Source organism: Pseudogulbenkiania subflava DSM 22618, assembly GCF_900177275.1.
GTDB classification, from domain to species: Bacteria; Pseudomonadota; Gammaproteobacteria; order Burkholderiales; family Chromobacteriaceae; genus Pseudogulbenkiania; species Pseudogulbenkiania subflava.
Genome location: NZ_FXAG01000008.1, coordinates 19,948 through 39,561 on the forward strand (window position 1 = coordinate 19,948; position 19,614 = coordinate 39,561).

Annotated in this window: 20 protein-coding genes; 16 read left to right on the forward strand and 4 right to left on the reverse strand. The window is 64.7% G+C overall.

The genetic code is table 11. From position 1 onward, the window contains the following. Positions 1–230 precede the first annotated feature (230 nt). The 7 genes from queA to B9N72_RS08905 all read left to right on the forward strand — a co-directional run bounded on the left by queA (position 231) and on the right by B9N72_RS08905 (position 5,861). Positions 231–1,256 (forward strand): tRNA preQ1(34) S-adenosylmethionine ribosyltransferase-isomerase QueA, encoded by a 1,026-nt coding sequence (gene queA / locus B9N72_RS08875; protein WP_085276058.1) that lies wholly within the window; start codon positions 231–233, stop codon positions 1,254–1,256. A gap of 69 nt (positions 1,257–1,325) precedes the next feature. Next, positions 1,326–1,694 carry a gamma-butyrobetaine hydroxylase family protein gene (locus tag B9N72_RS08880; protein WP_085276199.1) on the forward strand — a complete coding sequence of 123 codons (369 nt, stop codon included), beginning with the start codon at positions 1,326–1,328 and terminating at the stop codon, positions 1,692–1,694. A 2-nt stretch (positions 1,695–1,696) separates the two neighbouring features. Beyond that, positions 1,697–2,431: a bifunctional demethylmenaquinone methyltransferase/2-methoxy-6-polyprenyl-1,4-benzoquinol methylase UbiE gene (ubiE, locus tag B9N72_RS08885; protein WP_085276059.1), complete on the forward strand. Its 735-nt coding sequence runs from the start codon at positions 1,697–1,699 to the stop codon at positions 2,429–2,431. A 5-nt stretch (positions 2,432–2,436) separates the two neighbouring features. Beyond that, positions 2,437–3,060 (forward strand): LysE family translocator, encoded by a 624-nt coding sequence (locus tag B9N72_RS08890; RefSeq protein ID WP_085276060.1) that lies wholly within the window; start codon positions 2,437–2,439, stop codon positions 3,058–3,060. A gap of 105 nt (positions 3,061–3,165) precedes the next feature. Beyond that, entirely contained in the window at positions 3,166–3,744 is a 579-nt protein-coding gene (locus B9N72_RS08895; protein ID WP_085276061.1) for a ubiquinone biosynthesis accessory factor UbiJ, read from the forward strand. A gap of 15 nt (positions 3,745–3,759) precedes the next feature. Then, entirely contained in the window at positions 3,760–5,286 is a 1,527-nt protein-coding gene (gene ubiB, locus B9N72_RS08900; RefSeq protein ID WP_085276062.1) for a ubiquinone biosynthesis regulatory protein kinase UbiB, read from the forward strand. 194 nt (positions 5,287–5,480) lie between these two features. Beyond that, positions 5,481–5,861: a carboxymuconolactone decarboxylase family protein gene (locus tag B9N72_RS08905; protein WP_085276063.1), complete on the forward strand. Its 381-nt coding sequence runs from the start codon at positions 5,481–5,483 to the stop codon at positions 5,859–5,861. Between the two features lie 86 nt (positions 5,862–5,947). Here B9N72_RS08905 and B9N72_RS08910 read toward each other — a convergent pair whose 3' ends face one another. After that, the gene (locus tag B9N72_RS08910) at positions 5,948–6,313 is read right to left on the reverse strand and encodes an Mth938-like domain-containing protein (protein ID WP_085276064.1); all 366 of its coding nucleotides are present in this window, start codon (positions 6,311–6,313) and stop codon (positions 5,948–5,950) included. 217 nt (positions 6,314–6,530) lie between these two features. On the opposite strand from B9N72_RS08910, the gene B9N72_RS08915 reads away from it, so the two are divergent. From B9N72_RS08915 to B9N72_RS08950, 8 genes are all read left to right on the forward strand, one after another. Then, complete coding sequence (locus B9N72_RS08915; protein ID WP_085276065.1) at positions 6,531–7,760, forward strand: pyridoxal phosphate-dependent aminotransferase; 1,230 nt, start codon at positions 6,531–6,533, stop codon at positions 7,758–7,760. A 194-nt stretch (positions 7,761–7,954) separates the two neighbouring features. After that, positions 7,955–9,265: a homoserine dehydrogenase gene (locus B9N72_RS08920; RefSeq protein WP_085276066.1), complete on the forward strand. Its 1,311-nt coding sequence runs from the start codon at positions 7,955–7,957 to the stop codon at positions 9,263–9,265. Between the two features lie 11 nt (positions 9,266–9,276). After that, entirely contained in the window at positions 9,277–10,683 is a 1,407-nt protein-coding gene (gene thrC, locus B9N72_RS08925) for a threonine synthase (protein WP_085276067.1), read from the forward strand. Positions 10,684–10,802: 119 nt separating this feature from the next. Continuing rightward, complete coding sequence (gene flgA / locus B9N72_RS08930) at positions 10,803–11,489, forward strand: flagellar basal body P-ring formation chaperone FlgA (RefSeq protein WP_085276068.1); 687 nt, start codon at positions 10,803–10,805, stop codon at positions 11,487–11,489. An 84-nt stretch (positions 11,490–11,573) separates the two neighbouring features. After that, positions 11,574–11,867, forward strand: a complete 294-nt coding sequence (gene flgM / locus B9N72_RS08935) for a flagellar biosynthesis anti-sigma factor FlgM (protein ID WP_008954869.1) — start codon at positions 11,574–11,576, stop codon at positions 11,865–11,867. A 26-nt stretch (positions 11,868–11,893) separates the two neighbouring features. Continuing rightward, on the forward strand, positions 11,894–12,358 hold the full coding sequence (locus B9N72_RS08940; RefSeq protein ID WP_085276069.1) for a flagella synthesis protein FlgN: 465 nt from the start codon (positions 11,894–11,896) through the stop codon (positions 12,356–12,358). 250 nt (positions 12,359–12,608) lie between these two features. Beyond that, positions 12,609–13,529, forward strand: a complete 921-nt coding sequence (locus B9N72_RS08945) for a CobD/CbiB family protein (RefSeq protein WP_085276070.1) — start codon at positions 12,609–12,611, stop codon at positions 13,527–13,529. Positions 13,530–13,652: 123 nt separating this feature from the next. Then, entirely contained in the window at positions 13,653–15,020 is a 1,368-nt protein-coding gene (locus B9N72_RS08950; RefSeq protein WP_085276071.1) for a DEAD/DEAH box helicase, read from the forward strand. Positions 15,021–15,301: 281 nt separating this feature from the next. Here B9N72_RS08950 and B9N72_RS08955 read toward each other — a convergent pair whose 3' ends face one another. From B9N72_RS08955 to B9N72_RS08965, 3 genes are read right to left on the reverse strand one after another with little or no spacing between them, the layout of a single operon-like run. Continuing rightward, positions 15,302–15,871 (reverse strand): LutC/YkgG family protein, encoded by a 570-nt coding sequence (locus B9N72_RS08955; RefSeq protein WP_085276072.1) that lies wholly within the window; start codon positions 15,869–15,871, stop codon positions 15,302–15,304. Beyond that, complete coding sequence (locus B9N72_RS08960; protein ID WP_085276073.1) at positions 15,868–17,250, reverse strand: lactate utilization protein B; 1,383 nt, start codon at positions 17,248–17,250, stop codon at positions 15,868–15,870. Before B9N72_RS08960 ends, B9N72_RS08955 begins: the two co-directional genes overlap by 4 nt. Continuing rightward, positions 17,247–18,002, reverse strand: a complete 756-nt coding sequence (locus B9N72_RS08965) for a (Fe-S)-binding protein (protein ID WP_085276074.1) — start codon at positions 18,000–18,002, stop codon at positions 17,247–17,249. The genes B9N72_RS08960 and B9N72_RS08965 overlap by 4 nt, the downstream gene beginning before the upstream one ends. Before the next feature lie 339 nt (positions 18,003–18,341). Between B9N72_RS08965 and B9N72_RS08975 the strand changes: the two genes are divergently transcribed. After that, positions 18,342–19,574, forward strand: a complete 1,233-nt coding sequence (locus B9N72_RS08975; protein WP_085276076.1) for an aspartate kinase — start codon at positions 18,342–18,344, stop codon at positions 19,572–19,574. Positions 19,575–19,614 lie beyond the last annotated feature (40 nt).

Consider the following 19,614-nt stretch of genomic DNA (forward strand, 5'->3'; position numbering starts at 1 on the left):
GTCCAGCTTTTGCAGTTTTTAACTCGTGTGTGATAGCGCCGGGAGTGTGGGGAAAATGCCGCGTGGGTGGGGAGGGCGGGCGACAACCGGTCAATTGTAGTCGCCTGCGGCGGAATGTCCAGCCGCATGACGAGGCGGTAGCGACGAGGCCTGCGGTCGGTGTTGTCTTGGCGCTGCCAGCGGGGGCGATGGAGGGTATAATCGGGCGGTTTACCCGCGCGAACGAGCTTATGCAGTTATCCGATTTCGACTACCACCTGCCCGACGAACTGATTGCCCAGCACCCCCCCGAGCATCGCGGTGCCAGCCGCCTGTTGCATGTGGATGGCATGGCGCTCGCCGACCTGTCGTTCGGCGCGGTGCTGGAGCGCCTCCAGCCGGGTGACGTGATGGTGTTCAACGATACCCGGGTGATCAAGGCGCGGTTGTTCGGCGAGAAGGCATCCGGCGGCAAGGTCGAGGCGCTGATCGAACGGGTGCTCGACGAGCACACGGTGTGGGCGCATGTGCGCGCCAGCAAGTCGCCGAAGCCGGGCAGCACGATCACCTTCGCCGGCCGCTGGCAGGCAGAAATGGTGGAGCGCGACGATGCGCTGTTCAAGCTGCGCTTTCTCGACGCCGAGAACGTGTTCGACATCCTGGAGGCCTCGGGCAAGCTGCCGCTGCCTCCTTATATCGAGCGCGATACCGACAGCGACGACGACAGCCGCTATCAGACCGTCTACGCCCGCGAGCGCGGGGCGGTCGCGGCGCCGACCGCCGGTCTGCACTTTACCGAGGCGATGCTGGACGCGTTGCGTGCCAAGGGCGTGATCCTGGCCTACGTGACGCTGCACGTCGGCGCCGGTACTTTCCAGCCGGTGCGGGTCGAGAACATCGCCGAGCACAAGATGCACAGCGAAATCTACGAGATCCCGCCGGCCACCGTTGATGCCATCGCCGCGGCGCACGCCGCCGGCCGCAAGGTGCTGGCGGTGGGTACCACCAGCATGCGCGCGCTGGAGTCGGCGGCGCAGGGCGGAGAACTGGTGGCCGGGCGCGGCGAGACCGACATCTTCATCACGCCGGGCTACCGCTTCCGGGTGGTGGATCGCCTGCTGACCAACTTCCACCTGCCCAAGTCGACGCTGCTGATGCTGGTGTCGGCTTTCGCCGGGGTGGAGCCCATCCGCAACGCTTACCGCCACGCGGTGGAACACCGTTACCGCTTCTTCAGCTATGGCGATGCCATGCTGCTGGAGAAGCAAGCCGACTGACCCGGATCAAGGTTGGCCGAAGACGCTTCGGCCAACCTTGAGGCCCGTTTTTGCATGATGGAGCACAGCATGGCCGCACCGCACCCGACGCCGCTTCCGACGGAAATCAAACTGCACACCCAGTCGAAACGGCTGGAGATCACCTTCGACGACGGCGCCCGCTTCGAGCTGCCGTGCGAGTACCTGCGCGTCTATTCGCCGTCGGCCGAGGTGCGCGGCCACGGCGTCGGTAACGAGGTGCTGCAGGTCGGCAAGCGTCACGTGGCGATCACCGCGCTGGAACCGGTCGGTCACTACGCGCTGAAGATCGTGTTCGACGACGGTCACGACAGCGGGCTCTACAGCTGGGCCTATTTATACGAGCTGGGCGTCAAGCACGACCAGTACTGGCAGGATTATCTTGATCGACTCGCCGCCGCTGGCGCGAGCAGGGAGTAAGCATGGACAAGCAGACGCATTTCGGTTTCAAGACGGTCGATGAGAGCGAAAAAGCCGGCAAGGTGGCCGAGGTATTCCATTCGGTGGCCAAGAAGTACGACGTGATGAACGACCTGATGTCCGGTGGCCTGCACCGGGTATGGAAGCACTTCACCCTGAACACCGCCGGCGTCAAGCCGGGCGACAAGGTGCTGGACATCGCCGGCGGTACCGGCGACCTGTCGCGCGGTTGGGTGCAGCGCGTCGGCAAGACCGGTGAAGTATGGCTGACCGACATCAACAGCTCGATGCTGACCGTGGGGCGCGACCGCCTGCTCGACGAAGGCATCATGCTGCCGGTGGCGCTGGCCGACGGCGAGAAGCTGCCGTTCCCGGATAACTACTTCAACCTGGTGTCGGTGGCGTTCGGCCTGCGCAACATGACGCACAAGGATGCCGCGCTGAAGGAGATGCACCGCGTGCTGAAGCCGGGCGGCAAGCTGCTGGTGCTGGAATTTTCCAAGGTATGGAAGCCGCTGTCGCCGTTCTACGACCTGTACTCGTTCAAGGCGCTGCCGATCATGGGCAAGCTGGTCGCCAACGACGCCGAGAGCTATCAGTACCTGGCCGAGTCGATCCGCATGCATCCGGACCAGGAAACCCTGAAGCAGATGATGCTGGAAGCCGGTTTCGGCAAGGTCGACTACCACAACCTGTCGGCTGGCGTGGTCGCCTTGCACAAGGGCTACAAGTTCTGAGCGCCATGGACGGCATTACCAACCTGTGGGCCTTCGTCGCGGCCGGCTTTCTGCTCAACGTCACGCCGGGGCCGGACACCTTCTACATCCTCGGACGCAGCACCGCGCAGGGGCGATCGGCCGGGCTGTTGTCGGCGCTGGGGATCGGTCTAGGGAGCGTGGGGCATACGCTGCTGGCGGCGTTCGGCCTGTCGGCGATCCTGGCGACCTCGGCCACGGCCTTCCTGCTGGTGAAACTGCTGGGGGCGGCGTACCTGATGTGGCTGGGGGTGAAGATGCTGAAGAGCGGCGGCGGTGTCGACGCGCTGCCGACGCCCACCGCGGCCGATGGCTGGCGCGTGTTGCGCGAGGCCTGTCTGACCAACTTGTTCAACCCCAAGGTGGCGCTGTTTTTCCTCGCCTTCCTGCCGCAGTTCGTCAAGCCCGGCGCCGGTGCCACGTCGTTCGTGATCTTGGGCCTCGCCTTCGTCGCTACCGGGCTGGTGTGGTGCTGCGGTCTGGCACTGCTGGCGGCGCGCCTGGGCGCGTGGCTGCGGCGCAGTGGCGTGTCGCGCCGGCTCGACCGGGTCTGTGGCGGGTTGTTCATGGCGCTGGGAGTGAACCTGCTGTTTGCCCGGCTGAAAGCCTGAGTCCGGCCGGCAGGCCCCAGCGTCGTCCGACGATGTCGCGCGGCGGTCGTGTCCAAGCGCCGGAGCCTGGCCGACGTCGCGGTCGTAAATACTAAGGATAGTGAGATGAAGCTCCAGATTGCCGCCTTCAACCATGTGCTGAACCAGCACCCGGCGGTGCGCGACGAACTCACCCGCTTCTCCGGCCGGCGCGTGGCCATCATGCTGCCGCCGCTGGCGGTGAGCGGCGTGATCACCGAGGACGGCTGGCTTGCCGCCTGCGAGGGCGAACCGGAGGCGGTGATACGCCTCAAGCACAGTGTGGCACTGGCGACGCTCAGCGGCCGTCAGCCCGATCTGGCCGACATCACGCTGGAGGGCGACACCGACCTCGCCACCGCCGTGGCGCGGCTCGTTGGCGGACTCAAGTGGGACGCGGCCGAGGACCTGTCTCGCGTGGTCGGCGACGTCGCCGCCAGCCGCCTGGAAAAGCTGGCGCGCGGCATGCTGGGCTTCAAGGGCGAGATCGCCTGGCGTCTGGCCGAAAACTGGATCGAGCACCTGCGCGAGGAAGCGCCGCTGCTGGCCAAGAAGTCACAGGTGGACGGTTTCGTCCACGCCGTAGACATGCTGCGCGATGACGCCGCACGGCTGGAGAAGCGCCTGTTGGCGCTGGAAGCCGCCATCAATCAGAAAAACTCTTAAGGCAACCTGCCGATCATGCGGATTTCGCGTTTCATCAAGATCGTTTCCACCTTCTACCGTTACGGCCTCGACGATTTTTTCGAGGGCCATTCCCGGCTCGGTTTCGTCCATACCCTGTTCCGCTTCTGCCCGCTGCGCCGCGACACCTCGGCGCCGCTGCCCCAGCGCGTGCGCGAGGCGCTGGAGAGCCTGGGGCCGATCTTCGTCAAGTTCGGGCAGGTGCTGTCGACCCGGCGCGACCTGTTGCCGCCGGACTACGCCGACGAGCTGGCGCGGCTGCAAGACAAGGTGCCGCCGTTCGACGGCGAACTGGCGCGCCAGGTCATCGAGCAGAGCTTCGGCCGTACGGTCGACAGTCTGTACGCCGACTTTAACGACGTGCCGGTGGCGAGCGCCTCGGTGGCGCAGGTGCACAAGGCCTGGCTGAAACTGCCGGATGGCAGCAAGGGCAGGGAAGTGGCGGTCAAGGTGCTGCGCCCCGGCATCCAGCCGGTGATCGAGCAGGACCTGGCGCTGATGCGCACGCTGGCGGGCTGGGTCGAGCGCTTCTTCGTCGACGGCAAGCGCCTCAAGCCGCGCGAAGTGGTCGGGGAGTTCGACAAGTACCTGCACGACGAGCTCGACATGATGCACGAGGCGGCCAACGCTTCGCAGCTGCGCCGCAACTTCACCGACTCCGACCAACTGATCGTGCCCGAGGTGTTCTACGACTACACCACGCGCGAGGTGCTGACGCTGGAGTGGATGCACGGTACTCCGATCTCGCAGATCGAGCGGCTGCGCGAGCAGGGCATCGACCTGAAGAAGCTGTCCCGCTTCGGCGTCGAGATCTTCTTCACCCAGGTGTTCCGCCACGGCTTCTTCCACGCCGACATGCACCCCGGCAACATCTTCGTGGCGCCGGACGGGCGCTACATCGCGCTCGACTTCGGCATCGTCGGTTCGCTCACCGACGTCGACAAGCATTACCTGGCGGTCAACTTCCTCGCCTTCTTCAACCGCGACTACCACCGCGTCGCCACCGCCCACATCGAGTCGGGCTGGGTGCCGAAAGACACCCGCGCCGAAGAGCTGGAAGCCGCGGTACGCACCGTGTGCGAGCCGATCTTCGAGAAGCCGCTGTCCGAGATTTCGTTCGGTCTGGTATTGCTGCGCCTGTTTGAGACCAGCCGCCGCTTCAACGTCGAGATCCAGCCGCAGCTGGTGTTGCTGCAGAAGACGCTGCTCAACATCGAAGGGCTGGGGCGCCAGCTCGATCCCAATCTCGACCTGTGGGATACCGCCAAGCCCTTCCTGACCAAGTGGATGAACGAGCAGATCGGCTGGCGTGGCCTGATCAAGACGCTGCGCCACGAGGCACCGCAGTGGGCCACCACGCTGCCGACGCTGCCGCGCCGCCTCAACGAGGCGCTCTCGGCCAGCCGCGGCGAGCTCCTGATCGAGGGGTACATGCACCTGATGCGCGAGCAGAAAAAGCAAAACTTCCGGCTGACGCTGATCGCGCTGCTGCTGGGGGCGCTGCTGCTGCGCGATTTTCTGTGAGCCAAATGCCTTCACGCTGAGGCGCGGGCCGTGCGCCAGCGGCCTGAACCCGACAGGGGGGCTGTTGATGGCCTGACCCCTGCCTGAACAGTCCTTCTGCCGCCTGCCGTTGCGAGGTTGGCCGAAGGGCTTGTTTTTCGCCAATCGATTAAGTAAATTATATAATGTAATTTTCTTAAACGATTGGGTGGATCATGAGTCACAATTACCAGGAACTGGCTTCGGTCATCGGCAGCAAGGTGGCGGAACTGCGCCGCGAAATCCCGGAAACCATGAAGGGCTTCGGCCAGATGAGTCGGACGGCGCATCACGACGGCGCGCTGTCCAACAAGAGCAAGGAGCTGATCGCGCTGGCGATCGGCATCGCCAGCCGCTGCCAGGGCTGCCTGGCGTTTCACGCCAAGGCGCTGGTCGAGCTGGGCTGCAGCCGTGCCGAGTTTCTGGAAATGCTGCAGGTGGCGGTGTACATGGGAGGAGGGCCGTCGCTGATGACGGCGGCCGAGGCACTGATGGCCTACGAGTCGTTCGGCGGGCAACACGCCGCGCAAGCGGCGCGGGAAGCCGCCGTGCTGTGACGGCCGCGGCCTGCTGCCTGATGCGCAAACGCCGCCCCCTGCGACGGGAAGCGGCGTTTTGCCGTGTTACGGAGCGGGGAAGCGAATCAGCTGAACAGCGCGACGATCACGCGGCGGTCTTCCGCCAGCAGAATGTTATAGGTGCGGCAGGCAGCCTGGGTGTCCATCACCTCGACCCCGATGCCAGCGTTGGTCAGCACCGCGGTCAGGCGCGGGTGGGGGAAGCGCAGGCGCGCGCCGCTGCCGAACAGCACCACTTCCGGCGCCAGGTCGAGTAGCACGGCAAAATGCTCGCTGGCCAGTTCCTCGAAGCTGGCCGGCGCCCATGGCAGCACCTCGTCCGGGGTCACGACAAGGTTGCCGTCGTGGCGGACCTGGTTGATCAGGACATGGCCTTCGCCGTAGCCGGTGAACAGATTGCGGCCTTGGCCGCTGGCTTGATGCAGTTTCATGGGGAGCTTCCTGAGCCGGGTTTTGCTGCTAGTGCAGTGCACCACGTATTGGGATAGGATTATACCTTGACCCGCCGCCAAGGACGACCGCCGGTATCGCACCGGTGCCGCCGTGTTTGCCGCACCCAGGGGATGAATCTTGAACGAACACTCACCGCGTCGCCGCAAACGGGCCAAGGGTTCCGGCGGGCGGAATGCCACGGTAAACGACACTGCCATGCAGCCTGTACACAAATCACAAAAACTCGCCAACGTCTGCTACGACATCCGCGGCCCGGTCCTCGAGCACGCCAAGAAGATGGAAGACGAAGGCCACCGCATCATCAAGCTCAACATCGGCAACCCGGCCCCGTTCGGCTTCTTCGCCCCGGACGAGATCATCGAGGATGTGATCTCCAACCTGCCGGACGCCTCGGGCTATTCCGACTCCAAGGGCCTGTTCGCCGCGCGCAAGGCGATCATGCACTACGCCCAGCAGAAGCAGCTGCCCAACGTGGCGATGGAGGACATCTACATCGGCAACGGCGCGTCCGAGCTGATCGTGATGGTGATGCAGGCGCTGCTCGACACCGGCGACGAAGTGCTGGTGCCGGCGCCGGACTACCCGCTGTGGACCGCCGCGGTCAGCCTAGCCGGCGGCAAGGCGGTGCATTACGTGTGCGACGAGGACGCCGGCTGGTTCCCCGACATCGAGGACATCCGCGCCAAGATCAACGCCAACACCCGCGCCATCGTCGTCATCAACCCCAACAATCCGACCGGAGCCGTTTATCCGCCGGAGCTGCTGGCCCAGATCGTCGAACTGGCGCGCCAGCACCAGCTGATCATCTACGCCGACGAAATCTACGACAAGGTGCTGTACGACGAGGTACGCCACACCTCGATCGCCAGCCTGGCACCGGACGTGCTGTGCGTCACGCTCAACGGCCTGTCCAAGAACTATCGCGCCTGCGGCTACCGCGCCGGCTGGATGGTCCTGTCGGGCGAGAAGAAGCACGCGCACGACTACATCGAAGGCCTCAACATGCTGGCCTCGATGCGCTTGTGCGCCAACGTGCCGGCGCAGTTCGCCATCCAGACCGCGTTGGGCGGCTACCAGAGCATCAACGATCTGGTGGCACCGGGCGGCCGGCTGGCGCGCCAGCGGGATCTGGCGCACGAACTCCTGACCGCCATTCCCGGCGTCAGCTGCGTCAAGCCGCAGGGGGCGCTCTACCTGTTCCCGCGCCTCGACCCCAAGATCTACCCGATCAGCGACGACCAGCAGTTCATCCTCGAGCTCTTGCAGGAAGAAAAGGTGCTGCTGGTGCAGGGCTCCGGGTTCAACTGGATCGCCCCGGACCATTTCCGCGTGGTGTTCCTGCCCAACAGCGACGACCTGATCGAAGCCATCGGTCGCATCGCCCGCTTCCTCGAAAGCTACCGCAAGCGTCACGGTACCGACTAGGCTCAAGTTTTAGCGTTACAACGGCCATGATCGTGGCACAATGGACCGCGCAGTACGGCAGTAAAGCAGGGGGCCGGCAGGCCCCTTTTTTTATCGGCGCAGGACCCAGCGGCAAGCGTATTACGCCCTTGCCGGTAGGCCTTGAGCCGGGGACTCATAAAAAAATCTGACACCATTCAATATCAGGAGATGCCATGCAGCCGATCAACATTGGTCTGATGGGAGTAGGGACGGTCGGTGGCGGTACCGCCACCGTGCTCAAACGCAACGCTGAGGAAATCAGCCGCCGTGCCGGTCGTGAGATCCGTCTGTTCATGGCGGCCAACCGCGATCTGGAACGCGCGCGTGAAGTGGTCGGTCCGGACGTGCCGGTGGTCGACGACGCCATGCAGATCGTCAACCACCCCGATGTCGATATCGTGGTCGAGCTGATCGGCGGCGACACCATCGCCAAGGAGCTGGTGCTCAAGGCCATCGAGAACGGCAAGCACGTAGTCACCGCCAACAAGAAACTGCTGGCCGTGCACGGCAACGAGATCTTCGCCCGCGCCCAGGAAAAGGGTGTGATGGTAGCGTTCGAAGCCGCCGTGGCCGGCGGCATCCCGATCATCAAGGCGCTGCGCGAAGGCCTGTCGGCCAACCGCATCGAATGGATCGCCGGCATCATCAACGGCACCTCCAACTTCATTCTGACCGAAATGCGCGACAAGGGCTCGAGCTTCGCCGACGTGCTGGCCGAGGCGCAGCGCCTGGGCTATGCCGAAGCCGACCCGACCTTCGACATCGAAGGCCACGACGCCGGCCACAAGCTCACCATCATGGCGTCCATCGCCTTCGGCATTCCGATGCAGTTCGACAAGTGCTACCTGGAAGGCATCAGCCAGCTCGACGGCCGCGACATCAAGTACGCCGAGGAACTGGGCTACCGCGTCAAGCTGCTGGGCCTGACCCGCCGCACCGATGCCGGCATCGAGCTGCGCGTACACCCGACGCTGATCCCGGAAGACCGCCTGATCGCCAACGTCAACGGCGTGATGAACGCGGTGATGGCCAAGGGCGACGCCATCGGCCCGACCCTGTACTACGGTGCCGGTGCCGGTGCGCTGCCGACCGCGTCCGCCGTGGTGGCCGATATCGTCGACGTGGCCCGTCTGCTCACCGCCGATCCCGAGCACCGCGTGCCGCACCTGGCGTTCCAGCCGGACCGTCTGCAGGATACCCCGATCCTGCCGATCGACGAGATTCACAGCTCCTACTACCTGCGTATCGCCGCGGCCGACCGTACCGGCGTACTGGCCGAGATCACCCGTCTCCTGGCCGACAACGGCATCTCGATCGAGGCGCTGATCCAGAAGGGCGCGGATGCCGACGGCTCCGCCGAAGTGGTGATCCTGACTCACCGCGTGCAGGAGAAGCAGGTCAACCGTGCCATCGCCTCCATCGAGGCGCTGGATAGCGTGGCAGGCAAGGTGGTGCGTCTGCGCATGGAAGAACTCAACGGCTGAACGGAACCCCTATGCATTACATCAGCACCCGCGGCGGCATGCAGCCGCTGCCGTTTTCCGACACCATCCTGATGGGCTTGGCGCCGGATGGTGGTCTCGCGCTGCCGGAGCATTACCCGCAGATCGGCCGTGAACAGCTCGACGCCTGGCGCGGTCTCTCCTACGCCGAGCTGGCGTTCGAGGTGATCCGCCTGTTTGCCACCGACATTCCCGAAGCCGACCTCAAGGATATCGTCAGCCGCACCTACACCGCCGAGGTGTACGGCTCGGCCGAGATCACCCCGGTCAAGCGCCTCAAGGACGGCCTGGTCATTCTGGAACTGTCCAACGGCCCCACGCTGGCGTTCAAGGACATGGCCATGCAGTTCCTCGGCAACCTGTTCGAGTACGTGCTGGCCAAGAAGGGTGAAGAGCTCAACATCGTCGGCGCCACCTCCGGCGACACCGGCTCAGCGGCCGAATACGCGATGCGCGGCAAGGCCGGCATCAACGTGTTCATGCTGAGCCCGGACGGCCTGATGAGCCCGTTCCAGCGCGCGCAGATGTACAGCCTGCAGGACGAGAACATCCACAACATCGCCATCAAGGGCATGTTCGACGATTGCCAGGACATCGTGAAGGCGGTGCAGAACGATCACGCCTTCAAGGCGCGCCACAAGGTCGGCACGGTCAACTCGATCAACTGGGCGCGCGTGGTGGCGCAGGTGGTGTACTACTTCAAGGGCTACTTCAACGCCACCGCCAGCAACGACGAGCAGGTCAGCTTCTGCGTGCCGTCCGGCAACTTCGGCAACGTCTGCGCCGGTCACATCGCCCGCCAGATGGGGCTGCCGGTGGAGCGCCTGATCGTTGCCACCAACGAGAACGACGTGCTCGACGAGTTCTTCCGCACCGGCGTCTACCGCCCGCGCGGCACCGCCAACACCTGGGTCACCTCCAGCCCGTCGATGGACATCTCCAAGGCGTCCAACTTCGAGCGCTTCGTGTTCGACCTGGTCGGCCGCGACGCGGCCAAGGTGCGCGAACTGTGGGCCAAGGTGGACTCGGGCGAGGGCTTCGACCTGTCGGCCCAGCTGGCTGCGACCCGCGAGCAATTCGGCTTCGCCTCCGGCAAGAGCACCCATGCCGACCGCCTGGCAACGATCCGCCAGGTCGATCGTGAAGACGGCGTGGTGGTGGATACCCACACCGCCGACGGCATCAAGGTGGCACGCGACGTGCGCCGGCCAGGCGAGACCGTGGTCTGCCTGGAAACCGCCCTGCCGGCCAAGTTCGCCGACACCATCCGCGAGGCGCTGGACCGCGATCCGCCGCGCCCGGCCGGTTTCGACGGCATCGAGAACCTGCCGCAGCGCGTGACGGTGTTCGATGCCGACGCCGCCGCGGTGAAAGACTTCATCGAGGCCGCACTGGCCTGAGCCGGCACGACTCGATGACTCGATCAAGGCCCCGTAAGGGGCCTTGATCGTTTCCGGGATGGGGTTGCCGTCTGCCGAGGCGCCCTCCACCCGGCGATTTCTCGGGTAGAATGAGGCACATGCAAAAACGCCTTATCGCCTTGTCGCTCCTGCTGGGCCTCTTGCTCCACCCGCTCGAGCTCTTGGCCGCTACGCAGAATCTGGTGGCGCTGGAGCAGGCTGCGCGCCGCTTCGTCGAGCAGGAGCTGCGCTTCCGGCCGGCGACCTTCACGCTCGGCCGGCTCGATCCGCGTCTGGCGCTGCCGGCCTGTGAGCAGCCCCAGGTGAGCTGGTCGGCAGGGGCCGTGCCCAGTGGGAACTCCTCGCTCGATCTGTCCTGCCCGGCGGCAGGCTGGTCGTTGCGGCTGCCGGTGACGATCGCCGAAAAGAGAATGGGCGTGGTGGCGGCCCGTCCGCTCAAGGCCGGGGAGCTGCTGACCCCGGACGACGTCAGGCTGGCGGAAATGACCTCGCCGGCGCTCAGTCGCAACGTGCTCAACCGGCTCGACCAGGCGATCGGCCAGAGCATGAGGAGCAGCGTGCCGGCCGGTGCCTGGCTGCGCAGTTTCATGCTGCAGCAGCCGGACGTGATTAGAACCAATCAGCGCGTGAAGGTGCTGGCGCAGGGGGACGGTTTTGTCGCGACGGCCGAAGGCACGGCGCGAGGCAATGCCGCCGTCGGCGAGTCGGTGCGGGTGAGGATGGCCAGTGGCCGTGAAGTCAGCGGCGTGGCCCAGGTCGACGGCAGCGTGCTGGTGTCGTACTGAGCAAAAATAAAATCCTCAAGATTGTGTTGTTCCAGTCGATAATAAGTACAAACCCCCAATCTCTCTCGTGGAAGGACGTTAGCCATGAAAATCGACAACACGAGCAAGGCCCTTGGAGCGTACGGCGCCCAGAGCAAGCCCGTGCGACGGGAGAGCACCCCCAGCACCTCGGACAGCGCTTCCGCTTCGGCGTCCGATAACGTCGCCATCAACCCCAAGATCGGGGCCGTCGAGCGCGAGGTGGCCAACGCCCCGGCTTTCGATGCCGCCAAGGTCGACGCCATCAAGCAGGCCATCGCCTCCGGCTCGTTCCAGATCAACCCGGACAAGATCGCCGACCAGCTCATCGCCTCGGCGCAGGATTTGCTGTCCCGTTGAGCCTCGTCAACCTTCCCGACTGAACCATGCCGCAAGCCGAAACCTTTACCGCGTTGTGTCAGGATGAAACCTCCCTGCTCAAGGCGTTGGCGGAACTGATGCAGCGCGAGCAGGCGGTACTGGTGCGCAACGAGGTAGCCGCGCTCGAGCCCCTGGCCGAGGAAAAGGGGCATCTTCTGGAGCGGCTGGCCGAGTCGTCTCGGCGGCGTGCCGCACTGATGCAGTCGCTCGACCTGGTCGAGGCCGAACGGGTGCACGCCTGGCTTGCCGACAAGAACGCGGCCCGCGGCGCCTGGGCCGAGCTCGACGCGGTCCTCAAGCAGGTGCAGGCAATCAACCGCCTCAACGGCGAGCTGGTTCAACGCCATCTCGCCCTGACCGAGGAAACGCTCGAGGTTCTGCGCCAAGCCGCCATCGCCACACTCGGCTATGGCAAGGACGGGGCTCCGCCCACCCTGTCCGGCGGCGGCCGTCATCTCGGTTCGGCCTAAAAGCCTGTTCCCGATCTGCCGCGAGAGGCTCTCCGCAGGGTAAAAGGCCGTGTCGAAACCGGAATGCACACGTAGTGCATGAGGATCATGGCAGAGCAAATCGGCGATTTGCGCGTACAGAACCGCACCCAGGTCCCAATCAGGGGCGCGTAGCGAGATTGTCTGCGGGCTCCACGCCGGTCGGGTGGGCGTAGAGATGCCTTTGTGGTATCGTGCGTCTGGGCCAGAGACCACCTCAAGACCATAAGCCATGACCCTGTTATCCCTGATCTTCGCACTCGCACTCGAGCAACTTCGCCCGCTGGGTAACCGCAACCGGGTCTGGCTGCTGTTCACCCGCTACGCCAACCACCTGGAGCGCAACCTGAACGCCGGCTACAACCGGCATGGCGTGATGGCCTGGCTGGCGGCGATGCTGCCGCCGCTGCTGGTCGCTCTTGGCGGCTACTACCTGCTGGCGGCGGTGAGCCCGGTGCTGGGGCTGGCGTGGAACGTCCTGGTGCTGTATCTCACCATGGGGTTCCGCCACTTTTCCAGTTCGTTCTCCGAGATTTCCCTGGCCTTGTCGGAAGGGCGCGATTTCGACGCGCGCCAGACGCTGGCACACTGGACCGGCCAGCCGACGGCGGAACTGTCGGTCAACGAGATTTCCCGGCTGTCGATCGAGCAGGGCGTGGTGGACAGCTACCGCCACGTGTTCGGCACCATGTTCTGGTTCCTGATCCTGCCCGGTCCGGCGGGTGCCGTGCTGTACCGGCTGAGCTACATCCTGTCGCAGAAGTGGGGCGAGCGCAGTTCGGGCGACGACCTGTTCGGCCGCTTCGCCGCGCGTGCCATGGCTTGGTTGGACTGGATTCCGGTGCGGCTGACGGCCATCAGCTTCGCCATCATGGGCGATTTCGAGGACGCACTCTATTGCTGGCGCTCGCAGGCCCGTACCTGGGGCCACTACGCGCACGGCATCCTGCTCGCCTCGGCCGCCGGCGCGCTGGGCGTCAAGCTGGGTGACCCGGTACGGCAGGACTACACCATCAAGTTCCGCCCGGAGCTGGGGCTGGGCGAGGAGTCCGATCCCGACTACCTGAAGAGCGCGGTGGGGCTGGTGTGGCGCTCCGCCTTGCTCTGGCTGTTCGTGATCCTGTTGATCAGCGTTGCCGCCCAACTGAGCTGATCGACCGGCTGGCGCCGCCTTCGGGCGGCGTCGGCCTTTTTATTTGTTACCGAAACCAACATCCGTTTCGAGACAGCCGACCGCCGGCCGGCCGTCTCAGGCTTTACCGCAGGAGTATTGTTCATGTCATTTGCCGAGCTTGGGCTGTCGCCGGAGATTCTCCGCGCCATCGACGAGCAGGGTTATTCCGAACCCACGCCGATCCAGGCCAAAGCCATTCCGCTGGTGCTGTCCGGACGAGATCTCCTTGCTGCCGCGCAGACCGGCACCGGCAAAACGGCGGCGTTCATGCTGCCGATCCTGGAACGCCTGAAGAAATTTGCCAGTACCAGCGCCTCGCCGGCCATGCACCCGGTGCGCGCGCTGATCCTGTCGCCGACCCGCGAGCTGGCCGACCAGATCGCCGTCAACGCGGTGGCCTATACCAAGTATCTGCCGCTACGCTCCACCGTGGTGTTTGGCGGCATGAACATGGACCCGCAGACGCAGGAGCTGCGTCGCGGCGTCGAAATCCTGATCGCCACGCCGGGTCGTCTGCTCGATCACGTCGGCCAGAAGACGGTGCAGCTCAACAAGGTCGACGTGCTGGTGCTGGACGAAGCCGACCGCATGCTGGACATGGGCTTCATCAACGACATCCGCAAGATCCTCGGCATGCTGCCGCGCACGCGCCAGACCCTGCTGTTTTCGGCCACCTTCGCGCCGGAGATCAAGCGCCTGGCCGAGGAGTTCATGCACGACCCGCAGACCGTTGAAGTGGCACGGCAGAATTCGACCAACGCCCAGGTCGAGCAGCTGGTGTTCTCGGTGGATAGCCAGCGCAAGCGCTACCTGCTGTCGCACCTGATCCGCGAGCGCCAGATGGGCCAGGTCATCGTGTTCTGCAAGACCAAGCTGTCCGCCGACCAACTGGCGCGCGATCTGAAGCGCGACGGCCATGCCGCCGAGGCGATCCACGGCGACAAGGCCCAAGGTGCCCGCCTGGAAACGCTGACCGCGTTCAAGAGCGGCGAGGTCAAGGTGCTGGTGGCGACCGACGTGGCGGCGCGTGGCCTGGATATCTCCGAACTGCCCTACGTGGTCAACTTCGAGCTGCCCAACGCGCCGGAAGACTATGTGCACCGTATCGGCCGCACCGGCCGTGCCGGTGCTTCCGGCGTGGCCATCTCGCTGATGGGGCAGGACGAAGGCAAGCAACTCGAGGCGATCGAGAAGCTGACGCGGCAGACGCTGAAGCCGCAGCCGGTGTCCGGCTTCTGGCCGTCGTGGCTGGAGCGTCCGGCCGACGAGATCGCGCCGCCGCCGCGCCGCTCGGCGGAGAACGGGCGCGGCAACAGCCGCAGTGCATCGCGTGCCCCCATGGCGGTCCCCGCTGCCGAGCCGCTGCGCAAGCCTGTGGACAACGGCGAACCGCGCAAGGTGTTCAAGGCGCGCATTGGCAAGCGCCAGCGCGAGGTTCCGGCGCTGCTGCTGCCACCTCGCTACAAGTAAGATCGCTTGGACAACCCCGCCGCTTTGGTGGGGTTTTTTGTTGCCGACAAAAAAAGAGACCCCGCAAGCGGGGTCTCAGGCTGCTGACAAAGTAGCCTGTTTAGATTCTACCGGACCCGGCAAAGCCGGGCCGCTCCTGATAAGTTATTAAATCTGCAGCCTTCCTGTTTGCATAACAAACCCCTTCCGCTTCGCAAAAGGGGTTTGTCAACAATCACAGACCCCGCAAGCGGGGTCTGTGGCAGAGCAACACACCAAAAGAGAGAAAACGGGTTGGCTTGTCAGCAGAAGATCACCAGTGCCGCCATGGCACCGTGTGCGCCCATGACCAGGCTCTGCTCGATGTCGGCGGTGCGCGACGAGCCGGAGATGAAGGCGCCGAAGCCATGCTCGCGGAGGGTGATCTGGCCGTAGGCGTCGCGCATGGTGTCGACCAGCTTGTCCTTGGGCACCACCATCACCAGCTTTTCCGTCAGGAAATACAGCGAGCGGAAGATGTTGTCGGGGTGGCTGATCCACACCGCGGCGTTTTCCGCCACGGCGAGCTCGCCGGGCACGATGGCAACGTCGACGTCGTGCCAGTCGTGCGGGGTGAAGACTTCCTCATGCTGCATCGTGGTCAGGTCGACGGTGCGCCCGGTCTTCGGCCAACGTTGTGCCACCACGTCGGCCACGCTCTGGCCGTCGGCGAGCCAGATGGCCTCGCCGCCCAGGTTGCGGATCAGCCCGGCGAAGGCGGCGAATTTGTCGTCGAAGGTGATGAACGGTACGGCGTGGATGTCCGGCAGCGCCGGCCCGCCGGGGCGGTTGCGATGAATCTTGGCCAAGATGGCGTCGCGGCTGCTGCTCATTGCTTGTCCTCCTGGCGGCGGCGGTAGAGTTCCTTGAAGCTGTGTTCCGGCATCTCGGGCAGGTCGCGCCCCGGCCGGCTCCACGCCGTGCCGTCCTTGACGAAGGCTGGCAGGATCGGCACTACCTTGCGCATCGCCTTGCCGCCGGCGTCCATCAAGGCCGGATGCTGGGTCAGGAAGCGCATTGCCAGCAGTCCCATCTTCTTGGCCGGCTTCAGGGTGCCGGCGTCGAAGGCCCGTTTGCGCTGCAGGATCAGCTGCTCGTGCAGGTTGATCTTCACCGGGCAGACGTTGGAGCAGGAGCCGCAGGTGGTGCAGGCGAAGGCCATGCTGCCGTGTTTCTTGATGTCGCGGCTCGGCCCCAGCGTCGAGCCGATCGGTCCGGGGATGACGTAGCTGTAGCTGTGGCCGGAGCTGCGCCGGTACACCGGGCAGGTATTCATGCAGGCGCCGCAGCGGATGCAGCGCAGCGAGGCGTAGAAGTCCGGGTTGCCGAGGATGTCGCTGCGGCCGTTGTCGACGATGACGATGTGCATCTCGCCGCCCGGCCGCGCACGGTGGAAGTGCGAGGTGTAGGTGGTTACCGGCGAGCCGATCGCCGAGCGCGCCAGCAGGCGGGTGAACACGCCCAGGTGCTCCAGCTTGGGGATGATCTTCTCGATGCCCATCGAGGCGATGTGCAAGGGCGGCAGCGCGGTGCCGAGGTCGGCGTTGCCCTCGTTGGTGCACACCACCACGCCGCCGGTCTCGGCGATGGCGAAGTTGACCCCGGTCAGTCCGGCGTCGGCGCTCAGGAAGTGCTGGCGCAGGTTGGCGCGTGCGGCGTGAGTCAGGTAGGTCGGGTCGTTGTTGCCGGCCTCGGTGCCGAGCTCTTCATGAAACAGCTCGGAAATCTGCTCTTTCTTCAGGTGGATCGCCGGCATCACGATGTGGCTCGGCGGCTCGTGCCGAAGCTGCACGATGCGCTCGCCCAGGTCGGTGTCGATCACCTCGATGCCACGTTCTTCCAGATACGGGTTGAGCCCGCATTCCTCGGTCAGCATCGACTTAGACTTCACCAGTTTCTTGACCTGTCTGGCGGCCAGCAGCTGGTGCACGATGCGGTTGTGCTCGGCGGCGTCGGCGGCGAAGTGCACGGTGACGCCGTTGCGGCGTGCGTTCTCCTCGAACTGGATCAGGTAGTCGTCGAGTTTGGAAAGCGTGTGCGCCTTGATCTGTTCGGCCAACTTGCGCAGCTCTTCCCACTCTGGCAGCTGTTTGGCCTGGACGTCGCGCTTCTGGCGCACGAACCAGATCGCCTGGTCGTGCCAGCTGGCACGGGCGCGGTCAGTGAGGAATGCGCGCGCGGCGTCCGGGTGATGAATGTTGTCGGCCTTCATGCGGCACCTCCGCGACCGGTGAGGATTTCCACCACGTGCAGCGGGCGGATGGCGCGGCCGTTGTGGCGGATGATGCCGCCCATGTGCATCAGGCAGGACGGGTCGGCGCCGACGATGTACTCGGCCCCGGTGGCCTCGTGCTGGGCCACGCGGTCGCGCCCCATCGCCACCGAGACGTCGGCCTCGTCCACGCTGAAGGTGCCGCCGAAACCGCAGCACTCGTCGCGCCGCTCCGGCTGGCCGATCTCGATGCCGTCCACCAGTTGCAGGATGCGCTCCAGGCGCGACTGGTAGGGGATCATCAGCTCGCTCGGACTGGCGTGGTGCAGCTCGCGCAGGCCGTGGCAGCTCTGGTGGATCGACACCTTGTGCGGGAAGTGCACCGGCTTGGGCAGTTTGTCCACCTTCAGCACGTCTTGCAGGAACTCGACGATCTCGAAGACGCGCGGTTGCAGGCGCTGGAAGTCGGCGTTGTCGGCGATGTACCACGGGTAGTGGTGCGTGACGTGCGAGACGCAGCTGCCGGAGGGCGCCACCACGTAGTCGAAGTCCTTGAACACGCCGGTGAAGCGCAGCGCCGCGTCGCAGGCGCCGCTGCTGTCGCCGTTATTGGCCAGCGGCTGACCGCAACAGGACTGTTCCATGGGGTAGGCCACGTCCACACCGTAGCCTTCCAGCAGTTCCAGCGTGGCCATGGCGACGTGGGGATACAGTTCGTTGACGAAGCAGGGAATGAACAAGCCGACTTTCATGGGGACCTTCCGATTTGTTTTCCGCGGCGGGCAGGGATGTCATGCTGCATTAAAGCTCCATGACAGGGCTTTGCCAATGCGGAGTAACCCTTGCCGCTGAAAAAGCCGTTGTGGCGAGCCCGGCAAGCAAATACCCGCCGGGTGCGATTGTTTGGAGGAAAGTGGCGATTTTCCGGGTTTTATTGGTCAAATTGTACATGGCCCGAGCGCCCGTCCCGGCTCGATTTGCTGCGTTGCGGGGGGCGTTCTGGATGTCGCCCGAAAACATCCTTGCAATTCGCCCCAAGATATGGTCAGAATCGGGGTTCGAATTTTTAATCTCCCATATTAAGAGCAAGCATGGCACTCATCGTACAGAAGTACGGCGGCACCTCGGTGGGCACCACCGAGCGTATCAAGAATGTCGCCCGGCGCATCGCCAAATGGAAGGCTCAGGGGCATGATCTGGTTATCGTGGTTTCCGCCATGAGCGGCGAAACCAACCGCCTGATCGGTCTGGCCAAGGACATCCAGGAGTACCCGGACGCGCGCGAACTCGACGTGCTCGTGTCGACCGGCGAGCAGGTTACCATCGGCCTGTTGGCCATGGCGCTGAAGGAAATCGGCGTGCCGGCCAAGAGCTACTGCGGCTGGCAAGTGCCGGTCGTGACCGACAGCTCGCACAGCAAGGCCCGCATCCAGTCGATCGACGACGCGGCCATGCGCGCCGATCTCGATGCCGGTCAGGTCGTCATCGTGGCGGGCTTCCAGGGCGTCGACGAGCTGGGCAGCATCACCACGCTGGGCCGTGGCGGTTCCGACACCTCGGCCGTGGCGCTGGCCGCCGCCCTCAAGGCAGACGAGTGTCAGATCTACACCGACGTCGACGGCGTCTATACCACCGACCCGCGCGTGGTGCCGGAAGCACGCCGCCTCAAGACCATTACCTTCGAGGAAATGATCGAGATGGCGAGCCTGGGCTCCAAGGTGTTGCAGATACGCTCGGTAGAATTTGCCGGCAAGTACAAGGTTCGGCTGCGTGTACTCTCCAGTTTCGAAGAGGAAGGGGAAGGCACACTGATCACGTTCGAGGAAGACCAAAACATGGAAAAGGCCGTAGTAGCAGGCATCGCATTTGACCGTAACGAAGCGCGCATCAACGTGAAGGGCGTGCCGGACAAGCCGGGCATCGCCTACCAGATCCTGGGCCCGATCGCCGACGCCAACATCGAAGTGGACATGATCATCCAGAACGTGGGTGAGAACGGCACCACCGATTTCTCCTTCACCGTGCCGCGTGGCGAGTTCCAGCGCACCCTGGGCATCCTGCGCGACGTGCAGACCCACATCGGCGCCGCCAAGATCGACGCCGACGACAAGGTTGCCAAGATCTCCATCGTCGGTGTCGGCATGCGCTCGCACTGCGGCATCGCCTCGACCATGTTCCGCACCCTGGCCGAAGAGGGCATCAACATCCAGCTGATCTCCACCTCGGAAATCAAGGTGTCGGTGCTGGTCGACGAGAAATACCTCGAGCTGGGCGTGCGCGTGCTGCACAAGGCCTTCGGCCTCGATCAGGCGGCCGAAGCCTGATAACAGGGGGTTGACAGGGTGGGGCGTCATCTTTAATATG

Bases quoted from the DNA above. Each gene is read 5' to 3' on its own strand.
- queA (WP_085276058.1), top strand. From the start codon at position 231: ATGCAGTTATCCGATTTCGACTACCACCTGCCCGACGAACTGATTGCC.
- B9N72_RS08880 (WP_085276199.1), top strand. From the start codon at position 1,326: ATGGCCGCACCGCACCCGACGCCGCTTCCGACGGAAATCAAACTGCAC.
- ubiE (WP_085276059.1), top strand. From the start codon at position 1,697: ATGGACAAGCAGACGCATTTCGGTTTCAAGACGGTCGATGAGAGCGAA.
- B9N72_RS08890 (WP_085276060.1), top strand. From the start codon at position 2,437: ATGGACGGCATTACCAACCTGTGGGCCTTCGTCGCGGCCGGCTTTCTG.
- B9N72_RS08895 (WP_085276061.1), top strand. From the start codon at position 3,166: ATGAAGCTCCAGATTGCCGCCTTCAACCATGTGCTGAACCAGCACCCG.
- ubiB (WP_085276062.1), top strand. From the start codon at position 3,760: ATGCGGATTTCGCGTTTCATCAAGATCGTTTCCACCTTCTACCGTTAC.
- B9N72_RS08905 (WP_085276063.1), top strand. From the start codon at position 5,481: ATGAGTCACAATTACCAGGAACTGGCTTCGGTCATCGGCAGCAAGGTG.
- B9N72_RS08910 (WP_085276064.1), bottom strand. From the start codon at position 6,313: ATGAAACTGCATCAAGCCAGCGGCCAAGGCCGCAATCTGTTCACCGGC.
- B9N72_RS08915 (WP_085276065.1), top strand. From the start codon at position 6,531: ATGCAGCCTGTACACAAATCACAAAAACTCGCCAACGTCTGCTACGAC.
- B9N72_RS08920 (WP_085276066.1), top strand. From the start codon at position 7,955: ATGCAGCCGATCAACATTGGTCTGATGGGAGTAGGGACGGTCGGTGGC.
- thrC (WP_085276067.1), top strand. From the start codon at position 9,277: ATGCATTACATCAGCACCCGCGGCGGCATGCAGCCGCTGCCGTTTTCC.
- flgA (WP_085276068.1), top strand. From the start codon at position 10,803: ATGCAAAAACGCCTTATCGCCTTGTCGCTCCTGCTGGGCCTCTTGCTC.
- flgM (WP_008954869.1), top strand. From the start codon at position 11,574: ATGAAAATCGACAACACGAGCAAGGCCCTTGGAGCGTACGGCGCCCAG.
- B9N72_RS08940 (WP_085276069.1), top strand. From the start codon at position 11,894: ATGCCGCAAGCCGAAACCTTTACCGCGTTGTGTCAGGATGAAACCTCC.
- B9N72_RS08945 (WP_085276070.1), top strand. From the start codon at position 12,609: ATGACCCTGTTATCCCTGATCTTCGCACTCGCACTCGAGCAACTTCGC.
- B9N72_RS08950 (WP_085276071.1), top strand. From the start codon at position 13,653: ATGTCATTTGCCGAGCTTGGGCTGTCGCCGGAGATTCTCCGCGCCATC.
- B9N72_RS08955 (WP_085276072.1), bottom strand. From the start codon at position 15,871: ATGAGCAGCAGCCGCGACGCCATCTTGGCCAAGATTCATCGCAACCGC.
- B9N72_RS08960 (WP_085276073.1), bottom strand. From the start codon at position 17,250: ATGAAGGCCGACAACATTCATCACCCGGACGCCGCGCGCGCATTCCTC.
- B9N72_RS08965 (WP_085276074.1), bottom strand. From the start codon at position 18,002: ATGAAAGTCGGCTTGTTCATTCCCTGCTTCGTCAACGAACTGTATCCC.
- B9N72_RS08975 (WP_085276076.1), top strand. From the start codon at position 18,342: ATGGCACTCATCGTACAGAAGTACGGCGGCACCTCGGTGGGCACCACC.